This is a genomic window from Prescottella defluvii, assembly GCF_000738775.1.
Lineage (GTDB): Bacteria > Actinomycetota > Actinomycetes > Mycobacteriales > Mycobacteriaceae > Prescottella > Prescottella defluvii.
Map to the genome: position 1 here is coordinate 30,974 of NZ_JPOC01000017.1, position 20,386 is coordinate 51,359.

Genomic DNA, 20,386 nt, shown 5'->3' on the forward strand with positions numbered 1-20,386 from the left:
TCGCACGTTCGTCCCGTGTCGGGCGAAACGCCCCCGCGACCGACCGTTCAGTACCAGAATGTCCCTCGTGACTGCCACCCTCATGATCGGACTCCGTCGAACCTCGATCGCCGCGTGCGGCGCGCTCGCCCTGGCACTGTCTCCGTTGACCGCGGACGCGGCCACCGGATGGGGTCCGCTCGCACCGGCCAACCCGTATCTGGGCCCCGACGGGACCTCGACGATGCACGGGGACGCCGGATCGTCGGATGCGACGCGGCTCGCCGGTCCGGGCACCGGCGCGGTCTCGATCGCGCAGTACCCGCTAGCCTCGGCCTGCCCGACGCTGCTGCAGGGATCCGACGGGCTGGTCGTGGCCCTGTGCACCACGATGATCGGTCAGAACCCGACCGTCCATCTCCTCGATCCCGCCGCCTCGACCTTCCCCGTCGGCGGCACGCTCGCTCAACTCCAGCTCACCAAGGGCAGTCTCCTCGGCGGCGTGTACGCCTACCTCGATTCGGACGACCGCCTCGTGGTGGTCGACGGCTCCCGTCACCTGCTGCGGATCGGTCACGCGCAGGTCGACGGGAAGTGGACGCTGAGCATCGACTCCAGTACCGACCTGACCTCGGACATCCCCGACGGCGACAACGTCACCGGACTCGCACCCGACTGGGCCGGGAACGTGTGGTTCGCGACGGGCGGCGGGATCGTCGGCACCGTCGACGGCGACGGCGACGCCCGAACGGTCCCGCTGCCCACCGGGGAGCAGGTGCAGAACAGCATCTCGACGTCGGAGGGCGGCACGGCCGTCGCCACGACGCACGCCACCTACCAGCTCAGTGCGGGCCCCGACGCGCAGCCGCAGATCGATTGGCGCCAGGAGTACGACCGCGGATCGGCCCGTAAACCCGGACAGCTCAGCTGGGGCACGGGGTCGACACCCACGTACTTCGGCCCCGTCACCGGCTCCGAGTACCTGACGATCGTCGACAACGCCGACGGCCAGGTGAATCTGCTGGTGTACCGCTCGGCCACCGGTGAAGAGGTGTGCAAGGAGCCGGTCCTGCCCCCGGGCACCGACGGCGGCAGCCTGTCGGGCAGCACGGGCAGCGCCGACGGTTCGGGCGGCAGCCTCTCCGGGAGCGTCGGCGGCTCCGTGGGGTCGGGCAGCGGCAGCGAGAACTCCCCCATCGCCGTCGGCCGCTCGGTGTTCGTCGCGAGCACCTACGGCTACCCGTACCCGACGGTCCCGGCCGGTGCCGGCGAGGCGGTTCCCGCATCGGCTCCGTTCCGCGGCGGCATGACCCGGGTCGACGTCGACGGCGACGGCGAGGGCTGCACCACCGTGTGGCAGAACCAGGTCCGGAGCTCCGCGGTGCCGCACCTGTCCACGGCCGACGGGAACATCTACACGATGGTCCGCGAGGGGCTGGACACGACCACACCGCTCGACGGCTTCGCGTTCGCCGTGCTCGATCCCGAGACAGGCGCGGTCAAGACCACCAGGACCGTCACCGGCACCCTGCTCGGGGACACCCTGCAGATGTCGGCGCTGATCACCGACGACGGCCGGTACATGCAGGGCACGATCTCGGGGATCGTGTCGGTCGATCCCGGCACCGGGGGCTCGGGCGGATCGTCCGGGTCGTGACCTCCGCGGTCGGGGCCAACTACATCACGTAGTGGACGGCCCTCTACCATCGTCCTGTGCTGTATCGCGGCTTTGTGAACCTGGTCAACCGTCTTCCGCTGCCGTCGCTTGCGGTCCAGAAGTGGATCGCGCTCGCGGTGATCGTGACGCAGGGCGGCATCGCGGTCACCGGATCGGTGGTCCGGGTGACCGCGTCGGGTCTCGGCTGCACCACCTGGCCGCAGTGCCATCCGGGCAGCTTCGTCCCCACGGGTGATTCGACCGCGCCGTGGTTCCATCAGGCCGTCGAGTTCGGCAACCGCCTGCTGACGTTCCTGGTGGTCGCGACCGCCGCGGCTGCGGTGATCGCCGTGACCCGCGCCGCGCGCCGCCGCGAGGTGCTCTTCTACGCCTGGCTGATGCCGCTGTCCACGGTGGCGCAGGCGGTCATCGGCGGCATCACCGTGCTGACCGGGCTGCTGTGGTGGACCGTCGCGGTGCACATGCTGGTGTCGATGGGCATGGTGTGGGTGTCCGTGATCCTCTACCACAAGATCGACCAGCCGGACGACGGCGTCGAGAAGTTCGTGCTGCCCAAGCAGTTGCGCTGGCTGACCGCACTCTCCGGGGTCGCGCTGGCGGGCACCCTGGTCGCGGGCACGATGGTGACCGGAGCCGGTCCGCACGCCGGTGACAAGAACCCGGAGCGCACCGTCGAACGCCTCGATCTCGACATCACCAACCTGGTGCACCTGCATGCCGAGTTGCTCGTCGCCTACCTCGCACTGCTCGTCGGCCTCGGGTTCGCCCTGTACGCGATCGGTGCGAGCGCCGCGGTGAAGCTGCGGCTGAAGGTCGTGATCGGGTTGGTCGTCGCGCAGGCAGGCATCGGACTGGTGCAGTTCTGGACGCACGTGCCGGCCGTTCTCGTGACGATCCATGTGGCATTCGCCGGCGCCTGCACCGCTGCGACCGCCGCCCTGTACGCGGCAGGCCGGATCCGCGAGCCGATCGCCGACCGCGCCGACGCGGAACCCGTCGCGTCGGCCTGACCCGAGCTCACCCACGAACGACGAAGGCCGGGGTCCTGCACGTTGTGCAGGGCCCCGGCCTTTCGGGTGTTTCAGCGTTCGTTGCGCGCCTTCGGGAACCGCGTCTGCTGCGCCACCCAGCCGGCCATCTTCGCCCAGTGCCCCGGACGCGGGGTCACGACGCTGGTGAGGGCGCGGTCCCACTCCGAGACGGTGATCTCGTCGAACGAGGCGACGATCGCGTTGGCGATCGCGACCGTGTCGACCACCTGGTCGCCGAGGATGCCGTCGGCGCCGACGAGGGTGATGCGGACGCCGGCCCGGCCGACGGGCTGGATGACGGCACTGGCGGTTCCGCCGTGCTCGGAGAGGAACTTCCGGATGGCGGCGACAGTGCCCGAGGGCAGGACCGGGGCCGCAGCGGTGCTCTGGGTGTCGGTGCTCATGGGGTCAGACTACTGTGCGGGTCATGCGCGCAATCGTGGTGTCCCAGTTCGGCGGCCCGGAGGTTCTCGTCCCCACGGAGGTGCCAGATCCCACGGTCGGTGCCGGTGACCTGCTGGTGGCCACCGACGCGATCGGCATCAACTTCATCGACACCTATTTCCGCACCGGAACCTATGCCCGCGACGTCCCGTACGTGCCGGGCGACGAGGGGTCCGGCGTGGTGCTCGAGGTCGGATCCGGTGTGACGGACTTCGCGGTGGGTGATCGGGTCGCGTGGGCGGCGGCGCCCGGCAGTTACGCCGAGAAGGTCGCCGTGCCCGCCACGGTCGCGGTGAAGGTCCCGGACGGTGTGGCTCCCGAGTCGGCGGCGTCGGCGCTGCTTCAGGGCATGACCGCGCACTACCTGATCGAGTCGGCGTATCCCGCGCAGGCCGGGGACACCGTCCTCGTGCACGCCGGCGCGGGTGGCGTGGGTCTGCTGCTGACGCAGATGGCGGCCGCGAAGGACGTCAAGGTGATCACGACGGTCTCCAGCGACGAGAAGGAGGCCCTGTCGCGTGAGGCGGGCGCGTGGCGGGTGCTGCGGTACGGCACCGGGCTCGCGGAGCAGGTTCGTGAGGTCACCGGCGGCGAGGGCGTCGCCGCGGTGTACGACGGCGTAGGCAAGGACACGTTCGATGCGAGTCTCGCGTCGCTGCGGATCCGCGGCACCCTGGTGCTGTTCGGGGCGGCGAGTGGACCCGTCCCACCGTTCGACCTGCAGCGCCTGAACTCGTCGGGATCGCTCTACGTCACTCGCCCCACGCTCGCGCACTACGTGCGGACCCGGGAGGAGTTGACGTGGCGCGCGGGCGCGGTGCTGGACGCGATCGCCGCCGGGACGCTGACGCTGCGCGTCGGCGGCAGCTACCCGCTCGCGGACGCTGCGCGGGCGCACGGTGACCTCGAGGGCCGCAGGACCACCGGGTCGATCGTGCTGACGCCGTAGTCGACCGTGCACACGAGAGCAGGGCCCGCTCCGGAGAGCGGGCCCTGCCTCGGTGTGCGATCAGAAGTAGCTGGCGATCGTGTTCCAGCCGAGCACCGAGTCCACGGCCAGACCGCAGCACACCACCGCGAGGTAGTTGTTGGACTGCAGGAACAGCTTCAGCGGCTTGATGGGGGTGCCGCCGCGCACGCTCCGGTACAGCTGGTGGGCGACGAGCAGGAACCAGGCGCCGGCCAGCAGGGTGACGACCGCGTAGATCCAGCCGGCCGCCGGCACCAGTGCCAGCGACGCGAGGACGGTGGCCCACGTGTAGATCACGATCTGCTTGGTGACGTGCTCCTCGGAGGCGATGACCGGGAGCATCGGGACGCCGGCCGCCTTGTAGTCCTCCTTGTAGCGCATTCCGAGCGCCCAGGTGTGCGGCGGCGTCCAGAAGAAGATGATCAGGAACAGCACGAGGGGTTCCCAGCTCAGCGATCCGGTGACCGCGGCCCAGCCGACCATGACCGGCATGCAACCGGCGGCACCACCCCAGATCACGTTCTGCCAGGTACGACGCTTGAGCACCATCGTGTAGACGAGCACGTAGAAGGCGATGGTGAGGACCACCAGGAAACCGGCGAGCAGGTTCGCGCGCCACCACAGCCACAGGAACGACGCGACACCGAGCGTCATGCCGAACACGAACGCGTTCCGTGTCGGGACGGCCTGGCGAGCCAGCGGTCGCAGGGCGGTCCGCTTCATCACCTTGTCGATGTCGGCGTCGACGACACAGTTGAGCGAGTTGGCGCTGGCCGCACCCATCCAGCCACCGAACAGCGTGCTGATGATGAGGACGAGGTCGATGTGACCGCGGTCCGCGAGGAGCATCGCCGGAATCGTCGCGACGAGCAGCAGCTCGATCACCCGCGGCTTCGTCAGCGCGATATACGCCAGAATCGTCGCCGAGATTCGCCCCCACCGGGTGGCGTTCTCCCGCGCAGCCTTCGATTCGGATGCGGCGGCGGGGCTGCCGAAGCCATGTCCGCTCGGCCGTTGCCCTGTACGCACGCTATCTCCTTGCCCCACGCGACTACATCCTCGTTTGCTACTGCACTACTACAAACGATGGTAGACGCCGCCAACGTGCGAACCGAATCGACCCGAACGGGGAGGCACAACTAGGCTGGAGGCGCACTCGAGGTCCGGCGATGCCCACTGCACCCTCCGGATTCCTTCCGGCTCCACGTACAACCATGTCAGGAGACATCTGCCCGTGTCGATCACAGACGAGATCCGCGTCCTCACGCAACCGGTCCACCCCAGCGACTGGACCGACCTGGACACCAAGGCCGTCGACACCGCACGAGTCCTCGCGGCGGACGCGGTCCAGAAGGTCGGCAACGGCCACCCGGGCACCGCGATGAGCCTCGCGCCGCTGGCGTACACGCTGTTCCAGCGGGTGCTGCGCCACAACCCGAAGAATCCGGAGTGGGTCGGACGCGACCGCTTCGTGCTCTCGTGCGGGCACAGCAGCCTGACGCTGTACGTGCAGCTGTACCTGTCGGGATACGGCCTGGAACTGTCCGACCTCGAGGCGCTGCGCACGTGGGGCTCGCTCACCCCGGGCCACCCCGAGTTCGGTCACACGGCCGGCGTCGAGATGACCACCGGTCCGCTGGGTCAGGGCCTGGCGTCGTCGGTCGGCATGGCGATGGCCGCCCGCCGCGAGCGTGGCCTGTTCGATCCGGACACCGCGGCCGGCGCCAGCCCGTTCGACCACTACGTCTACGTGATCGCGTCCGACGGCGACCTGCAGGAGGGTGTCACCTCCGAGGCGTCGTCCATCGCGGGCGTCCAGCAGCTGGGCAACCTCATCGTCTTCTACGACGACAACGAGATCTCCATCGAGCACGACACCGCGATCGCGTTCGGTGAGGACGTCGCGAAGCGCTACGAGGCCTACGGCTGGCACGTCCAGCGGGTCGAGGGCGGCGAGAACGTCTCCGCGATCCTCGACGCCGTCGAGGCCGCCAAGGCGGTCACCGACAAGCCGTCGATCATCGTGATGCGCACGATCATCGGCTACCCGGCCCCGACGATGATGAACACCGGCGACGTGCACGGCGCCGCGCTCGGCGCCGAAGAGGTCGCGGGCGTCAAGCGCGCGCTCGGCTTCGATCCGGAGAAGAGCTTCGACGTCGACCCCGCCGCCTTCGAGCACGCCCGCCAGGTCGCCGACCGCGGTGCCGCGGCGCACGCCGAGTGGCAGGCCGACTTCGACGCGTGGGCCGCTCGTGAGCCGGAGCGCAAGGCGCTGTTCGACCGCCTGCACGCGGGCGAGTTCCCGGAGGGCTGGACCGATCACCTGCCGACGTGGGATGCGGACGCGAAGGGCGTCGCGACCCGCAAGGCGTCGGGCAAGACGCTGAACGCGCTGGGGCCGATCCTGCCGGAGCTGTGGGGCGGCTCGGCCGACCTCGCGGGCAGCAACAACACGACGATCGACGGTTCGGACTCGTTCGGCCCGACGTCGATCTCGACTAAGGACTGGAACGCGCAGCCGTACGGCCGCACGCTGCACTTCGGCATCCGCGAGCACGCGATGGGCTCGATCATCAACGGCATCGACCTGCACGGGCCGACCCGCGCCTACGGTGGCACGTTCCTGGTGTTCAGCGACTACATGCGTCCGGCGGTCCGTCTGGCCGCGCTGATGCAGACGCCGGCGCTGTACGTGTGGACGCACGACTCCATCGGTCTCGGTGAGGACGGCCCGACGCACCAGCCGATCGAGCACCTCGCGTCGCTGCGCGCGATCCCGAACATGTCCGTCATCCGTCCGGGTGACGCCAACGAGACCGCCCAGGCGTGGAAGGCCGCGCTCGAGCACAAGACCGGCCCCACCGCCCTGGCGCTGACCCGTCAGGACATCCCGGTCCTCGAGGGCACCCGCGAAAAAGCTGCCAAGGGCGTCAAGTTCGGCGCGTACATCCTGGCCGAGGCGTCGACCGGCACCCCCGAGGTGATCCTGCTGGGCACCGGTTCGGAGCTGCAGCTGGCGGTCGCCGCCCGCGAGGCGCTCGAGGCGGACGGCATCGCCACCCGCGTCGTGTCGGTCCCCTGCCTCGACTGGTTCGAGCAGCAGGACCAGGCATACCGCGACGAGATCCTGCCGCCCGCGGTCCGCGCCCGCGTCTCCGTCGAGGCCGGCATCGCGATGCCGTGGTACAAGATCCTCGGCAGCGACGGCGAGGCCGTGTCGATCGAGCACTACGGCGCCTCCGCCGACCACAAGACGCTGTTCCGCGAGTTCGGCTTCACCGCCGAGGCCGTCACCGACGCGGCTCGCCGCGTCGCTGCACGTGTGAAGGGATGATTCACCATGACTGACACCGCAACCCAGAACGCCAACCTCGCCGCCCTCGCCGCGGCGGGAGTGTCCGTGTGGCTCGACGATCTGTCGCGCACGCGGCTCGAGTCCGGCAACCTCGCGGAGCTGATCGCCACCCGCAGCGTCGTCGGCGTCACCACCAATCCGTCGATCTTCCAGGCCGCGCTGAAGGGCCCCGAGTACCACGCCCAGCTGCACGAGCTGGCGGCGCGTGGTGCCGGCGTCGACGAGACCGTCCGCGCGCTCACCACCGACGACGTGCGCGACGCGTGCGAGGTCCTGGCCCCGCAGGCCGCGGCGTCGGACGGCGTCGACGGCCGTGTGTCGATCGAGGTCGATCCGCGTCTGGCCCACGAGACCGATGCCACGGTCGCGCAGGCGATCGAGCTGTGGAAGCTCGTCGACCGCGAGAACCTGCTCATCAAGATCCCGGCCACCAAGGCGGGTCTGCCCGCGATCACCCGTGTGATCGCGGAGGGCATCAGCGTCAACGTCACACTGATCTTCTCGGTCGAGCGCTACGAGGCCGTCATCGACGCGTACCTCGCGGGCCTCGAGGCCGCGCAGGCCGCCGGGCACGACCTGTCGAAGATCCACTCGGTGGCGTCGTTCTTCGTCTCGCGCGTGGACAGCGAGATCGACGGGCAGCTCGACAAGATCGGTTCGGAGGCGGCCCTCGCGCTGCGCGGCAAGGCCGGACTGGCCAACGCCCGCCTCGCGTACGCGTCGTACCAGCAGGTCTTCGAGGGTGGGTCGCGTTGGGCGGCGCTGGCGGCCGCCGGCGCCCGCGCGCAGCGTCCGCTGTGGGCGTCGACCGGCGTGAAGAACCCCGACTACCCGGACACGCTTTACGTGACCGACCTCGTCGCCCCGAACACCGTCAACACGATGCCGGAGAAGACGATGGAAGCGGTCGCCGATCACGGCGTCGTCTCCGGCGACACCATCTCGGGTACCGCCGCGGCGTCGCAGGCCGTCTTCGACCAGCTCGCCGCCGTCGGCATCGACATTCCCGCGGTGTTCGACAAGCTCGAGACCGAGGGCGTGGACAAGTTCGAGGTCTCGTGGAACGAGCTGCTCGACGCCATCTCGGAGCAGCTCTCCGCTGCTCGAGAGGGCTGACCCCGTGAGCGGACCCGCGGCGGACGGTTGGATCAACCCACTTCGGGACAGCAGGGACCGGCGACTGCCTCGCATCGCCGGCCCCTGCGGCCTGGTGATCTTCGGTGTCACCGGCGATTTGGCTCGCAAGAAGCTGATGCCCGCGGTGTACGACCTCGCCAACAGAGGCCTCCTACCGCCCGGGTTCGCTCTGGTCGGGTTCGCCCGGCGTGACTGGGCGGACCAGGATTTCGCACAGGTCGTGCACGACGCGGTGCGCGAGCATGCCCGCACACCGTTCAGTGAGGACGTCTGGGAGCAGCTCGCGAAGGGCATTCGCTTCGTGCAGGGCAGCTTCGACGACGCGGACGCCTTCGCGGACCTCTCCAACACTCTCGACACGCTGGACCGTGAGCGCGGCACCCGCGGCAATCATGCGTTCTACCTGTCGATTCCGCCCGCGCAGTTCCCGACGGTGTGCGAGCAGCTGTCGCAGTCCGGTCTCGCCAAGTCCGCCGACGGGCAGTGGCGCCGGGTCGTCATCGAGAAGCCGTTCGGTCACGACCTCGAGAGCGCGCAGGAGCTCAATGCGGTGGTGAACAACGTGTTCCCGGAGGACATGGTGTTCCGCATCGACCACTATCTGGGCAAGGAGACGGTCCAGAACATCCTGGCGCTGCGTTTCGCGAACCAGCTGTTCGACCCGATCTGGAACGCGCACTACGTCGACCACGTTCAGATCACCATGGCCGAGGACATCGGGCTCGGGGGTCGGGCCGGGTACTACGACGGGATCGGCGCCGCGCGGGACGTCATCCAGAATCATCTGCTGCAGCTGCTGGCCTTCACCGCGATGGAGGAGCCGATCAGCTTCGAGCCGTCCGAGTTGCAGGCCGAGAAGATCAAGGTGCTGTCGGCGACCCGGCTCGCCGAGCCCCTCGACGAGACCACCGCCCGCGGTCAGTACGCGGGCGGCTGGCAGGGCGGACGCAAGGTCGTCGGGCTCCTCGAGGAGGACGGCTTCGCGCAGGACTCCACCACCGAGACCTACGCGGCGATCACCCTCGAGGTGGACACCCGCCGCTGGGCCGGGGTCCCGTTCTACCTCCGAACCGGAAAACGATTGGGCCGCAGGGTCACCGAGATCGCCGTCGTGTTCAAACGCGCCCCGCATCTGCCCTTCGACGCGACCATGACCGAGGACCTCGGCCAGAACGCGTTGGTGATCCGGGTGCAACCCGACGAGGGCGTCACCATGCGATTCGGCTCCAAGGTGCCCGGATCGAGCATGGAGGTCCGGGACGTCAACATGGACTTCAGCTACGGGCAGGCGTTCACCGAGTCCTCCCCGGAGGCCTACGAGCGTCTGATCCTCGACGTCCTGCTGGGCGAGCCGTCCCTGTTCCCCGTCAACGCCGAGGTCGAGCTGTCGTGGAAGATCCTCGATCCCGTCCTCGAACACTGGGCGGCGAACGGCAAGCCCGAGACCTACGAGGCCGGCACGTGGGGTCCGCCGTCGGCACAGGAAATGATGCGCCGCACCGGTCGCGAATGGAGAAGGCCGTGATCATCGAGCTGCCGGGCACCACCACCGGTGCGATCAACAAGAAGCTCGTCGAGCTCCGCGAGTCGGGCGGCGCGGTCACGTTGGGGCGGGTCCTGACGCTGGTCGTATGCACCCGGGACAGCAAGAACTCCGAGTACGTAATCGACGCCGCGAACGAGGCCAGCCGGGAGCATCCCTGTCGTGTCATCGTGGTGGCGCGCGGATCCCGTTCGGAAGAGACGCATCTCGACGCAGAGATCCGGGTCGGCGGCGACGCCGGCGCATCCGAGGTCGTGGTGCTGCGGGTGTACGGCGAACTCGCCGACCACGAGGCCAGTGTCGTCGTCCCGTTCCTGCTGCCCGACACCCCCGTCGTCGCGTGGTGGCCCGAGGACGCCCCCACCGTGCCGGCGCTGGATCCGGTGGGCCGCTTGGCGATCCGTCGAATCACCGACGCCACCGGTGCCGAGGACCCCACGTCGACCATCAAGAGTCGGCTCGGGTCGTACACCGCCGGGGACACCGACCTGGCGTGGAGCCGGGTCACGTACTGGCGGGCGCTGTTGACGTCCGCGCTCGACCAGCCGCCGCACGAGCCGATCGTCTCGGCGACGGTGTCGGGCCTGGCCACCGAGCCTGCTCTGGACGTACTGGCGGGCTGGCTGGCCGATCGGATCGACGGTCCGGTCCGCCGGCAGACCGGCGAGCTGTTCGTGGAGTTGAAGCTCGCGAACGACACCATCTCGATCAGCCGCCCGCAGGTCGAGACCACGGCGACCCTGAGCCGGACCGGTCAGCCCGACGCCCTGGTGGCGCTGGCCCGGCGCGAAACCCGGGACTGCCTGGCCGAGGAACTGCGGCGGCTCGATCCGGACGAAATCTACGAGGCTGCCCTGACCGGACTGTCGAAGGTGGAATATGTCTGACCTGAACGAGATTCACCGCTACGCGGACACCGACGCCCTGGTGCGTGCGGCCGCGGAACGCTTCGTCGACGCCGTCGTTGCGGCGCAGCAGGCCCGCGGGTCCGCATCGGTGGTGCTCACCGGCGGCGGCACCGGCATCGCGCTGCTCGAACATGTCCGGGAGAACCCGGGGGCGATCGACTGGTCGGCGCTGGACGTGTTCTTCGGCGACGAGCGTTTCCTGCCGGCGGGCGATCCCGAACGCAACGAGGTGCAGGCGCACCAGGCGCTGCTGGACCATGTTCCGGTGGACCCGGCACGCGTCCACGTGATGGCCGCGTCCGACGGTGCGTACGGCAGTGACCCGGTCACCGCGGCCGCGGCCTACGCCGAGGTGCTCGACGCGTTCGGCTCCGATCGCACCGGCCCCCTGTTCGACGTCCACCTCCTGGGCATGGGCGGTGAGGGGCACGTCAATTCACTGTTCCCCCACACCGATGCGGTCCGGGAGAACGAGAAGTTGGTCGTCGCGGTCACCGACTCCCCCAAGCCGCCCGCGGTGCGGGTCACGCTCACGCTGCCGGCACTGCAGTCGGCCCGCGAGGTGTGGCTGATCACCTCGGGCGAGGCGAAGGCCGAGGCGGTCGCCGCCGCTGTCGGTGGCGCTTCCGCCGACGAGATCCCGGCCGCGGGTGCACGCGGGATCGAGAAGACCGTGTGGCTGCTCGACGAGACCGCCGCGAGCGGACTGTCCCGCTCCTGACACCGGCCGCGGTCAGTCCGGTTGGTCCTCGACCGGCCGGACCGGCCGCGGAGGTTCACCGGCGTCGGCCACGATGGGCCGTGGCCGACACCCGGTCGCCAACAGTCCCCCGCTGCGCGGCCCGCTCGCACCGCGTGCTCCGAGACGTCGATACGTCGCATCCCTCGGGTATCGCTCCATCGGTCGGCTCCCTTCCTGACGCTCCGTCATTGCTTCCGTTCGATCAGTAGGACGTGGCTGGGCGCCGATCGGTTCCCTCAGTCGCCCAGCCGATCCCGGCGGTAGTCTGCGGTGGTGGACCGCGATGAGTACCTGACGACGCTGGCTGCCGTGCTGAACGATCACACCGACGCGGCCGCTGCCGAGCTCACCGCGATCCTCGACGCCCTTCCGGCGGAGACGACCGAACTGTGCATCGACGTCTTCCCCGACCAGGACGGCGAGGGCACCTTCGACGTCCTGGTTCGCCTCGAAGGACCCGACCACTTCGCGCTGAACAAGACGATCGACGCCCACCGCCATCTCTTCGGCGTCGTGTACACCGAGGACGGGCTCGACCCGGACGTTCCGCAGTGGTCGCGCAGCGCCCCTTTCTGCGTCCAGGACGCGGTGGTCGACGCCGCCGCGGCCTGGATCGCCCAGTTGTGGTCCCGGGTCGGTGAGGGTCGGTCGACCGTGCCCTGGCACGTCGAGGGCCACGACAGCTACGGAACCATCACCCCGCTGCTGTTCGCGGCGACGACCGGGTAGGGACCGCACCGCTCGGGCTCATCCCGATGCGGTCGAGTTCACCTCCAGGCCCTCGTGATTCACTTTGATCCGAGATTTCGCCGGCCGATCCCTGCCGGTCGGACGTATGGGGAGACGAACATGCAGTTGGTGCAGCGATCCAAGAGGATCCTCGAGGCACACCTGACCGGCGACAGTGTCCGCGCACTGAGCGGATCAATGATCGCCTACGACGGCAAGATCACATTCAAGTCCGCCGGATTCGGTGGCGGCGACGGCGTGCTTGCGGCGCTGAAACAACGCACCTCCGGCGAGGGTTTGTCGCTGATGGAGTGCACCGGCACCGGGACCATCTATCTCGCGCACGACGCCGCAGATGTCACCATCATCGAAATGACGGGCGAGACCTTGCAGGTCGAATCCGAACAGCTACTGGCCCTGACCGGGAACCTACGCACCGCCGTGGCGTTCACGGGCCTGCGCGGCGCGGTGGGCGGCCAGGGCTTGTTCACCACCACTGTCACCGGCACCGGCCAGGTCGCGTTGATCTCCCACGGTGGTCCTCTCGTCCACCTCGAGGTGGCCCCGCAGCACCCACTGGTTGTCGACCCTGATGCGTTCGTGTGCGCTCGCGGTCAGCTCACCCAGTCGTTCGTCACCGATGCGTCCTGGCGGACGGCGGTGGGTCAGGGCAACGGCGAGGCGTTCTCGCTGAAGTGGGACGGCACCGGCGTGGTGTCGATCCAGCCGGCCGAACGCTGATCAGCTACAGCGGACACAGGGAGCAACGGATGTTCACAAAGGTCAACGACAAGGTTGTCACCGTGGATCTGGGCCGGACAGGGCCCGTGGTGGCGCGCCGCGGCGCGATGCTGTTCTACACCGGGCAGGTGCAGTTCACCCCGCACCAGGTCCCAGGTCTCGGGAGCGGAGGTGGTGGGCTCGGGGCCATGGCCGGCCGGATGCTGCAGGGCGAGCACGAGGCGACGATGCTCGCGCAGGGAACCGGTGCCGTGCACTACGGGTTCCGCGGAATCGAAACCCACGTCGTCGACGTCTCGGCCGCGGGGCACCTGCGAGTCGAAGCCTCCCGCCTGCTGGCCTACACGAGCGGGTTGCAGGTCTCGGTCGTCTCCGCGGCCGCCCCGTCCAGTGGTGGCGGATTGCGGGGGGCGTTGCGTGGCGCTGCCGCCGGAATGGCCACCGGGCAAGGCATGTCGACCACACAGCTCGCCGGACACGGTTTCGCGGTGGTCCTCGGCCACGGCGGGTTTCTGGAACTACAGGTCACCCCCGATCGGCCGGTGATGGTTGATCCGCAGGCCTACGTCGCAGCCCTCGGGTCGGTGACAACGACATTGAAATCCGGGATGAGCTGGCGGAACGTCGCCCGCAGCGGCGGCGAAAGCATGCAACTCGAGTGCACCGGTCACGGTGTGGTGCTCGTCCAGGCATCAGAGGAGAAGCTGTGAGCACGATCTGGAATCCGGCGACGCTGCCCGGCAACGACAACATTCCGAACAACCACTACACGTTCACGGTGGATCTGCAGCACCCGTGGTTCATGTCCAAGGGCGCGATGATCGCCTACTACGGGCAGATGACGTTCACCTCGCTCCAGCACGGTTTGCAGGGTCACATGCTGCAGATGGTCGCCCAGCAGTTCTCCGCTCCCCTGCACCTGCAAGACTTCGTCGTCGCCGACGGACAGGGCAAGCTGATCCTCGGCGACCGCGGCTACGACATCAACTCCTACGACCTCGATGACGGCAACCTGACCATCCGGGCAGCGAACCTCCTGGCGTTCGAACCCGCCCTGGCGCTCAACCAATCGATCGTTCCGGGCTTCGTGACGCTGATCGGCACCGGCAAGTTCCTCGCCTCATCGAACGGGCCGGTCATGTTCGTCGAACCACCGGTGCGGGTGGACCCGGAGGCACTCGTCGGGTGGGCGGACTGCCCGTCGCCGAGCCACCACTTCGACCAGGCGTGGGTGACCGGGTTCGTACAGGCCGCCGCGCGCCGCATCGGCGTGCAGTCGGGCGAGGAACGACAATACGACTTCACCGGAGCCGGCACCGTGTTGGTGCAGTCCAGCGAGAAAGTCATCAACGATCAGTCGCTGGTTCGCAACATCCTCGGCATGCTGCCCGGGGTCTCCTCGCCGGGACTGCAGCAGATCAACCGTGAGATCAGCAGCCAGCTGGGAGGCCAGGGCTGACGACTTCGGTGATCGACGCCAGGACGGTGCCGCGCCCGAATCGACCTCCCGCGGACGCGATCGCGGGGGCGGCGGGTCGATTCGGAAGCGGCGTCGACGGGTGTGGGCCCTCCGACCGTCAGCCGCTGTTCCGCAGCGCCGTCGCCAGTCCGTTCATCGTCAGCTGGATGCCGCGCCGGACGGCGTCGGAGTCGTCGCCGCTGCGGTAGCGGCGCAGCAACTCCACCTGCAGGTGGTTGAGCGGCTCGAGGTACGGGAACCGGTTGTGCACGGACCGGTCGAGGGCCGGGTTGTCCCACAACAGGTTCTCGTGGCCGGTGATGGCCCGGTACATGGCAATCGTGCGCTCGTGTTCGGCAACGATCTTGCCGAACACCTCCTCACGCAATGCCTCCTCGGGCACCAGCTCCGCGTACCGCGCCGCCAGGCCCATGTCGGACTTGGACATCACCTGCGCCATGTTCGACAGCACCGTCCGGAAGAACGGCCACCGCTCGTACAGGCCGGTCAGCGTCGCGAGCCGGTCCGGGTCACCGCCCACCCACTGCTCGAACGCCGTTCCGGTGCCGTACCAGCCGGGCAGCATCACCCGCGACTGACTCCACGACAGGACCCACGGGATCGCCCGAAGATCGGAGATCGACTGCGTCGGCTTGCGGGACGCCGGACGGCTGCCGATGTTGAGGGCGCCGATCTCGGCGACCGGCGTCGACGCCTTGAAGTACTCGACGAATCCCGGGGTGTCGTGCACCAGGTCCGCATAGGCCACCCGTGCGAGTTCGGCCAGTTCGTCGAGGATCTCGTAGGCGGGCACCGCATCGGCGCCGAGCCCCTCGACGTCGAGCAGGGTCGACTCGAGGGTGGCCGCGACCAGTGCCTCGAGATTGCGGCGCGCGAGCCGTGGCTCGGCGTACTTCGCTGCGATCACCTCGCCCTGTTCGGTGATCCGCAGCGACCCCTGCACCGCGCCCGGCGGCTGCGCGAGGATCGCGTCGTAGCTGGGGCCACCACCGCGGCCCACCGTGCCGCCGCGACCGTGGAAGAGCCGCAACCGGATTCCCGTCTTCCGCGCGGCCTGCACCAACTCGAGTTCGGCCCGGTACAGCGCCCAGTTCGCGGCGAGGTAGCCACCGTCCTTGTTGGAGTCGGAGTAGCCGAGCATCACCTCCTGGCTGTCACCGCGATTGGCCACCAGCGCCCGATAGAGCGGCACGGCCAGCGTCGCGGCGAGCGTGTCGGCACCGTGCCGCAGATCCTCGATCGTCTCGAACAGCGGCACGATCCCCACCGAGCACGACGGCCCGCCGGCGCCGTCCGGGTCGAACAACCCCACCTCGGCGAGCAGGATCGCGGCTTCGAGCATGTCGCTCACCGAGTCGCACATGCTGATGACGAAGTTCGGGACCGCTTCCGGGCCGATGCGTTCGACGGCGTCGGCGGCGGCCCGCAGGATGCCCAGTTCCTTCGTCGTCAGCTCGCTGAACTCGGCGTTCGGCCCCGACAGCGGCCGTCGGGTCGCGAGTTCCCGGGACAGTAGCGCGACCCGCTCGTCCTCGGGCAGCGATCGGTAGTCCGGGTGCACCCCCGACCACGCCAGCAGCTCCGCGACCACCGTCTCGTGGACCTCCGAGTTCTGCCGCATGTCCAGCCCGCACAGGTGGAAGCCGAAGACCTCCACCGAGTTCCGCAGTCGCGCCAGCCGGTCGTCCGCGATGGTGTCGTCGCCGTGCGAGCGCAGGGACACGTCGATGGCCTCGAGGTCGGCCAGCAGTTCGGCGGGGCCACGGTAGTCCGGCCGGTCGCCGGCGACCGCGTGCACGGCCGGATGCCCGAGAATCCTCGCCGCCGTGGCACTCAGCCGCGCCCGCAGACCGCGGACTGCACGCCGATACGGCTCGTCGGCACGGAACGCCGACTCGTCACCGGATTCATCCGCGAGTCGGTCCAGTTCGGCGGTCACGGTGACCAGCCGAGCCGACATCGACAGTTCCCGTTCGAGCACCTCGAGCTCCCCGAGGTGGTGTTCGAGCGCGGTCTCGGCGGCACGGTGCGTGGCCCGAGCGACGACTTCGGCAGTGACGAAAGGATTTCCGTCCCGATCGCCGCCGATCCACGACCCCGGCCGCAGCATCGGCTCCGCGAGCACGGCCGAGCCGGGCCACCTCGCCCGCAGCCCCTGACGGAGATCCGCGTTGATCTGCGGGACCACCTCGAACAGCGAGGCGTCGTAGTAGCGCAGGCCCACCTCGATCTCGTCCTGGATCCGCAAGCGGGACAGACGGATCAGCGCGGTCTGCCACAGCGTGAGGATCTGGCGTCGCAGACGGCTCTCGATCGCGGCCGACTCGCTCGGGTCCCCCGACACCAACTCCCGCATCCGCATCAGTTCCATGATGCGATTCTGGGTCTCGAAGATCGTCCGTCGACGAGTCTCGGTGGGGTGCGCGGTGATCACCGGCGCCACCAGGGCACCGACCAACGCGGCACGTGCCGTCACCGGATCGATGGTCGCCGCATCGAGTTTCGCGTAGGTGGCCGCCAGGCTGCTGTCCTGTGGGGGTTCGCCTGCCCGCGTGTGGATCGCACGACGTCGCTCGCGGTGGATGTCCTCGGCGACATTCGCGAGCAACGCGAAATGACTGAAGGCGCGGATCACCGGTATGGCGTCTGCGGTGTCGATCCGCCCGAACATCTCGGCGAGGTCCGCACGGTCGATCTCCGAACGCCGGACCCGGAAGGACTCCACCCTCGCCCGCTCGACCAGCGTGAAGATGTCGTCGCCGGCCTGTTCCCGAACGATCTCGCCCAGGATGCCGCCGAGCAGGCGGATGTCCTCGCGGAGAGGTTCGGTGGCCGCCCGCGAGGCGGACTGCGCAGAGGAACGAGCTGCCGACGAATCTGGGATCCCGGTCATCACCCGATTATCGGCCGACGACCGGTCACCCGCACGACAACGGGGGTGGGCGTCAGCCCTTCCAGATCACCTTCGACGGCGTGAGCCGGACGATGACCCGAGGCGTGTCGGGTGTGTGGATCAACGCCGCGGCAGCATCGGGGATGGACGTGGAGGCGTTGTACCCGGCCGTCGTCAGCCGAACTTGATCTCGAGCCCGATGCCGACGATCGCGATCAGCCAGATCGCCGCGGTGAACACCGTCAGGCGGTCGAGGTTCTTCTCGACGACGCTCGAGCCGGCGAGGCTGGACTGGACACCGCCACCGAAGAGGCTGGACAGGCCGCCGCCCTTGGCGCGGTGCAGCAGGATGAGCAGGATCAGCAGCAGGCTGGTGATCACCAGCAAGATGTCGAGGAACAATGCCATTTCGGTATTAGCTGCCCTTCACGCACGACGATTTCGGCCACTAGCGCGCCCAGCTTACCTGTTACCCGGGCAACCGGGCGCGAACCGGCCCACCCTCGCGCCGCCACCCCACCGCACATGAGTGACCACCTGCTCACCGACGAGCACACAGCCGAGACGTACGGGACCGTCCAGAACCATCTGCGAACCGGTCTCGACCTGTCGCCGGAGACCATCGGCAAGATCGCCGTCGAGCTGCTCGGCTGAAACAGCCCCGCGAACGACGCTGGGCGCGTGACCGATTCGGTCACGCGCCCAGCGCTGTCTTCGATCGTCACCGCATCACGGCGACGACATCAGCCGCTTACGGCAGCGGTCCGCCGGCCGCGATGGCCGACAGCGTCGCGAACTCGTCCGCCTTGAGCGATGCTCCGCCGACCAGTCCACCGTCGACGTCGGGCTGAGCGATGAGCTCGCCGACGTTCTTGGCGTTCACCGATCCGCCGTAGAGCACCCGCACGGCCTGCGCGACCTCGGGCGAGGCCAGCTCGGCGAGCGTGTCACGCACCGCCTTGCAGACTTCCTGCGCGTCGGCGGCCGAGGCCACCTTGCCGGTGCCGATGGCCCACACGGGCTCGTACGCGACGACGATCTTGGAGATCTCGTCGGCCGACAGACCCGCGAGCGACGCCTTCAGCTGCGCGACGTTGTACGCCACGTGCTCGCCGGCCTCGCGGATGTTCAGGCCCTCACCGATGCAGACGATCGGGGTGATCCCCGATCCCAGCGCCGCCTTGGTCTTGGCCAGCACCGTCTCGTCGGACTCGCCGTGCAGCGTGCGCCGCTCGGAGTGACCGACGACGACGAACGTGCAGCCCAGCTTGGCGAGCATCGAACCGCTGATCTCGCCGGTGTACGCACCCGACTCGTGGGCGGAGACGTCCTGCGCACCGTAGGTGAGCAGGAGCTTGTCGCCCTCGACCAGCGTCTGCACGCTGCGGATGTCGGTGAACGGCGGGATCACCGTCACGTCGACCTTCTCGAAGTACTTCGACGGCAGCGAGAAAGCGATCTTCTGCACCAGAGCGATGGCCTCGAGGTGATTGAGGTTCATCTTCCAGTTGCCGGCGATCAAAGGCTTACGTGCCATGTCTCAGTCCTCCAGCGCCGCGATGCCGGGAAGCGTCTTGCCCTCGAGGTACTCGAGGGAGGCGCCGCCGCCGGTCGAGATGTGCGAGAAGCCGTCCTCGGGCAGACCGAGCTGACGCACGGCCGCCGCGGAGTCGCCGCCGCCGACGACGCTGAACGCGCCCTTGCCGGTGGCCTCGACGATCGCCTCGGCGACACCCTTGGTGCCGGCCGCGAACTTCGCGAACTCGAACACGCCCATCGGGCCGTTCCAGAACACCGTCTTGGCACCCGAGAGGATCGCGGCGAAGCGCTCCACCGACTGCGGTCCGATGTCCAGGCCCATCCAGCCGTCCGGGATCTCCATCACGGAGACCGTCTTCGACTCGGCGTCCGCCGAGAACGAGTCGGCGATCACCACGTCCTGCGGGATGTGGATGACGTCCGCGTACCGCTCGAGCAGGTCCTTGCAGGTGCCGATCATCTCTTCCTGGCACAGCGAGTTGCCGACCGAGATGCCCTGTGCGGCAAGGAAGGTGTAGTACATGCCGCCACCGATGACGAGGGTGTCGACCTTGGGGGCCAACGCCTCGATCACGGCGAGCTTGTCCGAGACCTTCGAGCCACCGAGCACGACCGCGTACGGGCGCTCGGAGTCCTGCGTCAGCTTCTGCAGGACCTCGACCTCGGCAGCGACCAGGTTGCCCGCGTAGTGCGGGAGCAGCTTGGCGATGTCGTAGACCGACGCCTGCTTGCGGTGCACGACACCGAAGCCGTCGGAGACGAACGCGCCGTCACCGTCGACCAGGTCGACGAGCGCCTTGGCGAGTGCCTCGCGCTCGGCGTCGTCCTTGCTGGTCTCGCGGGGATCGAAGCGGATGTTCTCCAGCAGGAGCACATCGCCGTCCGTGAGGCCCTCCGAACGCGCGAGCGCGTCCTGGCCGACGACGTCACCGGCCAGCTGGACATTGCGGCCCAGCACGTCGCCGAGCTTCGCGGCGACCGGCGCCAGCGACAGCGCCGCGTCGAACTCGCCCTTGGGACGGCCCAGGTGTGCCATCACGATGACCTTGGCGCCCGCCTCGGCCAACGCCGAGATGGTCGGCGCGGACGCGACGATGCGGCCCGGGTCGGTGATGGTCCCGTTGTCCAGCGGGACGTTGAGGTCGGAGCGCACCAGCACGGTACGGCCCTCGACCCCCTCGTCCAGCAGGTCCTTCAGAGTCTTGACTGCCACG

19 protein-coding genes are annotated in these 20,386 nt (G+C 68.9%); 13 read left to right on the forward strand and 6 right to left on the reverse strand.

What is annotated here, in order from left to right; all coding sequences use genetic code 11:
- Positions 1–58 precede the first annotated feature (58 nt).
- Both IJ15_RS0106275 and IJ15_RS0106280 read left to right on the forward strand, forming a co-directional pair.
- The gene (locus IJ15_RS0106275; protein ID WP_031937492.1) at positions 59–1,636 is read left to right on the forward strand and encodes a hypothetical protein; all 1,578 of its coding nucleotides are present in this window, start codon (positions 59–61) and stop codon (positions 1,634–1,636) included.
- Between the two features lie 56 nt (positions 1,637–1,692).
- On the forward strand, positions 1,693–2,667 hold the full coding sequence (locus IJ15_RS0106280) for a COX15/CtaA family protein (RefSeq protein WP_031937493.1): 975 nt from the start codon (positions 1,693–1,695) through the stop codon (positions 2,665–2,667).
- A 71-nt stretch (positions 2,668–2,738) separates the two neighbouring features.
- On the opposite strand, the gene IJ15_RS0106285 is transcribed toward IJ15_RS0106280, so the two are convergent.
- Positions 2,739–3,092 carry a hypothetical protein gene (locus IJ15_RS0106285; protein ID WP_031937494.1) on the reverse strand — a complete coding sequence of 118 codons (354 nt, stop codon included), beginning with the start codon at positions 3,090–3,092 and terminating at the stop codon, positions 2,739–2,741.
- Positions 3,093–3,115: 23 nt separating this feature from the next.
- Between IJ15_RS0106285 and IJ15_RS0106290 the strand changes: the two genes are divergently transcribed.
- A complete protein-coding gene (locus IJ15_RS0106290; RefSeq protein WP_031937495.1) occupies positions 3,116–4,081 on the forward strand; it encodes a quinone oxidoreductase family protein in 966 nt (321 codons plus the stop codon).
- Between the two features lie 60 nt (positions 4,082–4,141).
- On the opposite strand, the gene IJ15_RS0106295 is transcribed toward IJ15_RS0106290, so the two are convergent.
- Positions 4,142–5,131, reverse strand: coding sequence for a heme o synthase (locus tag IJ15_RS0106295; RefSeq protein WP_031937496.1), 990 nt, complete (start codon positions 5,129–5,131; stop codon positions 4,142–4,144).
- Positions 5,132–5,336: 205 nt separating this feature from the next.
- Here IJ15_RS0106295 and tkt point away from each other — a divergent pair, with 205 nt between their 5' ends.
- The 9 genes from tkt (at position 5,337) to IJ15_RS0106340 (ending at position 14,719) form a co-directional block, all read left to right on the forward strand.
- Positions 5,337–7,439, forward strand: a complete 2,103-nt coding sequence (gene tkt / locus IJ15_RS0106300) for a transketolase (protein WP_031937497.1) — start codon at positions 5,337–5,339, stop codon at positions 7,437–7,439.
- A gap of 6 nt (positions 7,440–7,445) precedes the next feature.
- Positions 7,446–8,576: a transaldolase gene (gene tal, locus IJ15_RS0106305; RefSeq protein WP_031937498.1), complete on the forward strand. Its 1,131-nt coding sequence runs from the start codon at positions 7,446–7,448 to the stop codon at positions 8,574–8,576.
- 4 nt (positions 8,577–8,580) lie between these two features.
- Positions 8,581–10,122 (forward strand): glucose-6-phosphate dehydrogenase, encoded by a 1,542-nt coding sequence (gene zwf / locus IJ15_RS0106310; protein WP_031937499.1) that lies wholly within the window; start codon positions 8,581–8,583, stop codon positions 10,120–10,122.
- Entirely contained in the window at positions 10,119–11,027 is a 909-nt protein-coding gene (opcA, locus tag IJ15_RS0106315) for a glucose-6-phosphate dehydrogenase assembly protein OpcA (protein WP_197059764.1), read from the forward strand. Before zwf ends, opcA begins: the two co-directional genes overlap by 4 nt.
- The gene (gene pgl / locus IJ15_RS0106320; protein WP_031937501.1) at positions 11,020–11,769 is read left to right on the forward strand and encodes a 6-phosphogluconolactonase; all 750 of its coding nucleotides are present in this window, start codon (positions 11,020–11,022) and stop codon (positions 11,767–11,769) included. The genes opcA and pgl overlap by 8 nt, the downstream gene beginning before the upstream one ends.
- A gap of 294 nt (positions 11,770–12,063) precedes the next feature.
- Positions 12,064–12,519 (forward strand): DUF6389 family protein, encoded by a 456-nt coding sequence (locus tag IJ15_RS0106325; protein WP_031937502.1) that lies wholly within the window; start codon positions 12,064–12,066, stop codon positions 12,517–12,519.
- Between the two features lie 120 nt (positions 12,520–12,639).
- Positions 12,640–13,260, forward strand: coding sequence for an AIM24 family protein (locus tag IJ15_RS0106330; RefSeq protein ID WP_031937503.1), 621 nt, complete (start codon positions 12,640–12,642; stop codon positions 13,258–13,260).
- Between the two features lie 29 nt (positions 13,261–13,289).
- A complete protein-coding gene (locus tag IJ15_RS0106335) occupies positions 13,290–13,970 on the forward strand; it encodes an AIM24 family protein (RefSeq protein WP_031937504.1) in 681 nt (226 codons plus the stop codon).
- On the forward strand, positions 13,967–14,719 hold the full coding sequence (locus tag IJ15_RS0106340; protein ID WP_031937505.1) for an AIM24 family protein: 753 nt from the start codon (positions 13,967–13,969) through the stop codon (positions 14,717–14,719). The genes IJ15_RS0106335 and IJ15_RS0106340 overlap by 4 nt, the downstream gene beginning before the upstream one ends.
- A 118-nt stretch (positions 14,720–14,837) precedes the next feature.
- Here IJ15_RS0106340 and ppc read toward each other — a convergent pair whose 3' ends face one another.
- Both ppc and secG read right to left on the reverse strand, forming a co-directional pair.
- Positions 14,838–17,633 carry a phosphoenolpyruvate carboxylase gene (ppc, locus tag IJ15_RS0106345; RefSeq protein WP_031937506.1) on the reverse strand — a complete coding sequence of 932 codons (2,796 nt, stop codon included), beginning with the start codon at positions 17,631–17,633 and terminating at the stop codon, positions 14,838–14,840.
- Between the two features lie 174 nt (positions 17,634–17,807).
- Positions 17,808–18,041 (reverse strand): preprotein translocase subunit SecG, encoded by a 234-nt coding sequence (gene secG / locus IJ15_RS0106350; RefSeq protein ID WP_031937507.1) that lies wholly within the window; start codon positions 18,039–18,041, stop codon positions 17,808–17,810.
- A 117-nt stretch (positions 18,042–18,158) separates the two neighbouring features.
- On the opposite strand from secG, the gene IJ15_RS26925 reads away from it, so the two are divergent.
- A complete protein-coding gene (locus IJ15_RS26925) occupies positions 18,159–18,287 on the forward strand; it encodes a hypothetical protein (RefSeq protein WP_269321477.1) in 129 nt (42 codons plus the stop codon).
- A 97-nt stretch (positions 18,288–18,384) separates the two neighbouring features.
- Here the strand turns inward: IJ15_RS26925 and tpiA are convergent, their stop codons facing one another.
- Both tpiA and IJ15_RS0106365 read right to left on the reverse strand, forming a co-directional pair.
- Complete coding sequence (gene tpiA, locus IJ15_RS0106360; protein ID WP_031937508.1) at positions 18,385–19,170, reverse strand: triose-phosphate isomerase; 786 nt, start codon at positions 19,168–19,170, stop codon at positions 18,385–18,387.
- Positions 19,171–19,173: 3 nt separating this feature from the next.
- Positions 19,174–20,385, reverse strand: coding sequence for a phosphoglycerate kinase (locus tag IJ15_RS0106365; RefSeq protein WP_031937509.1), 1,212 nt, complete (start codon positions 20,383–20,385; stop codon positions 19,174–19,176).
- Position 20,386: the final 1 nt, after the last annotated feature.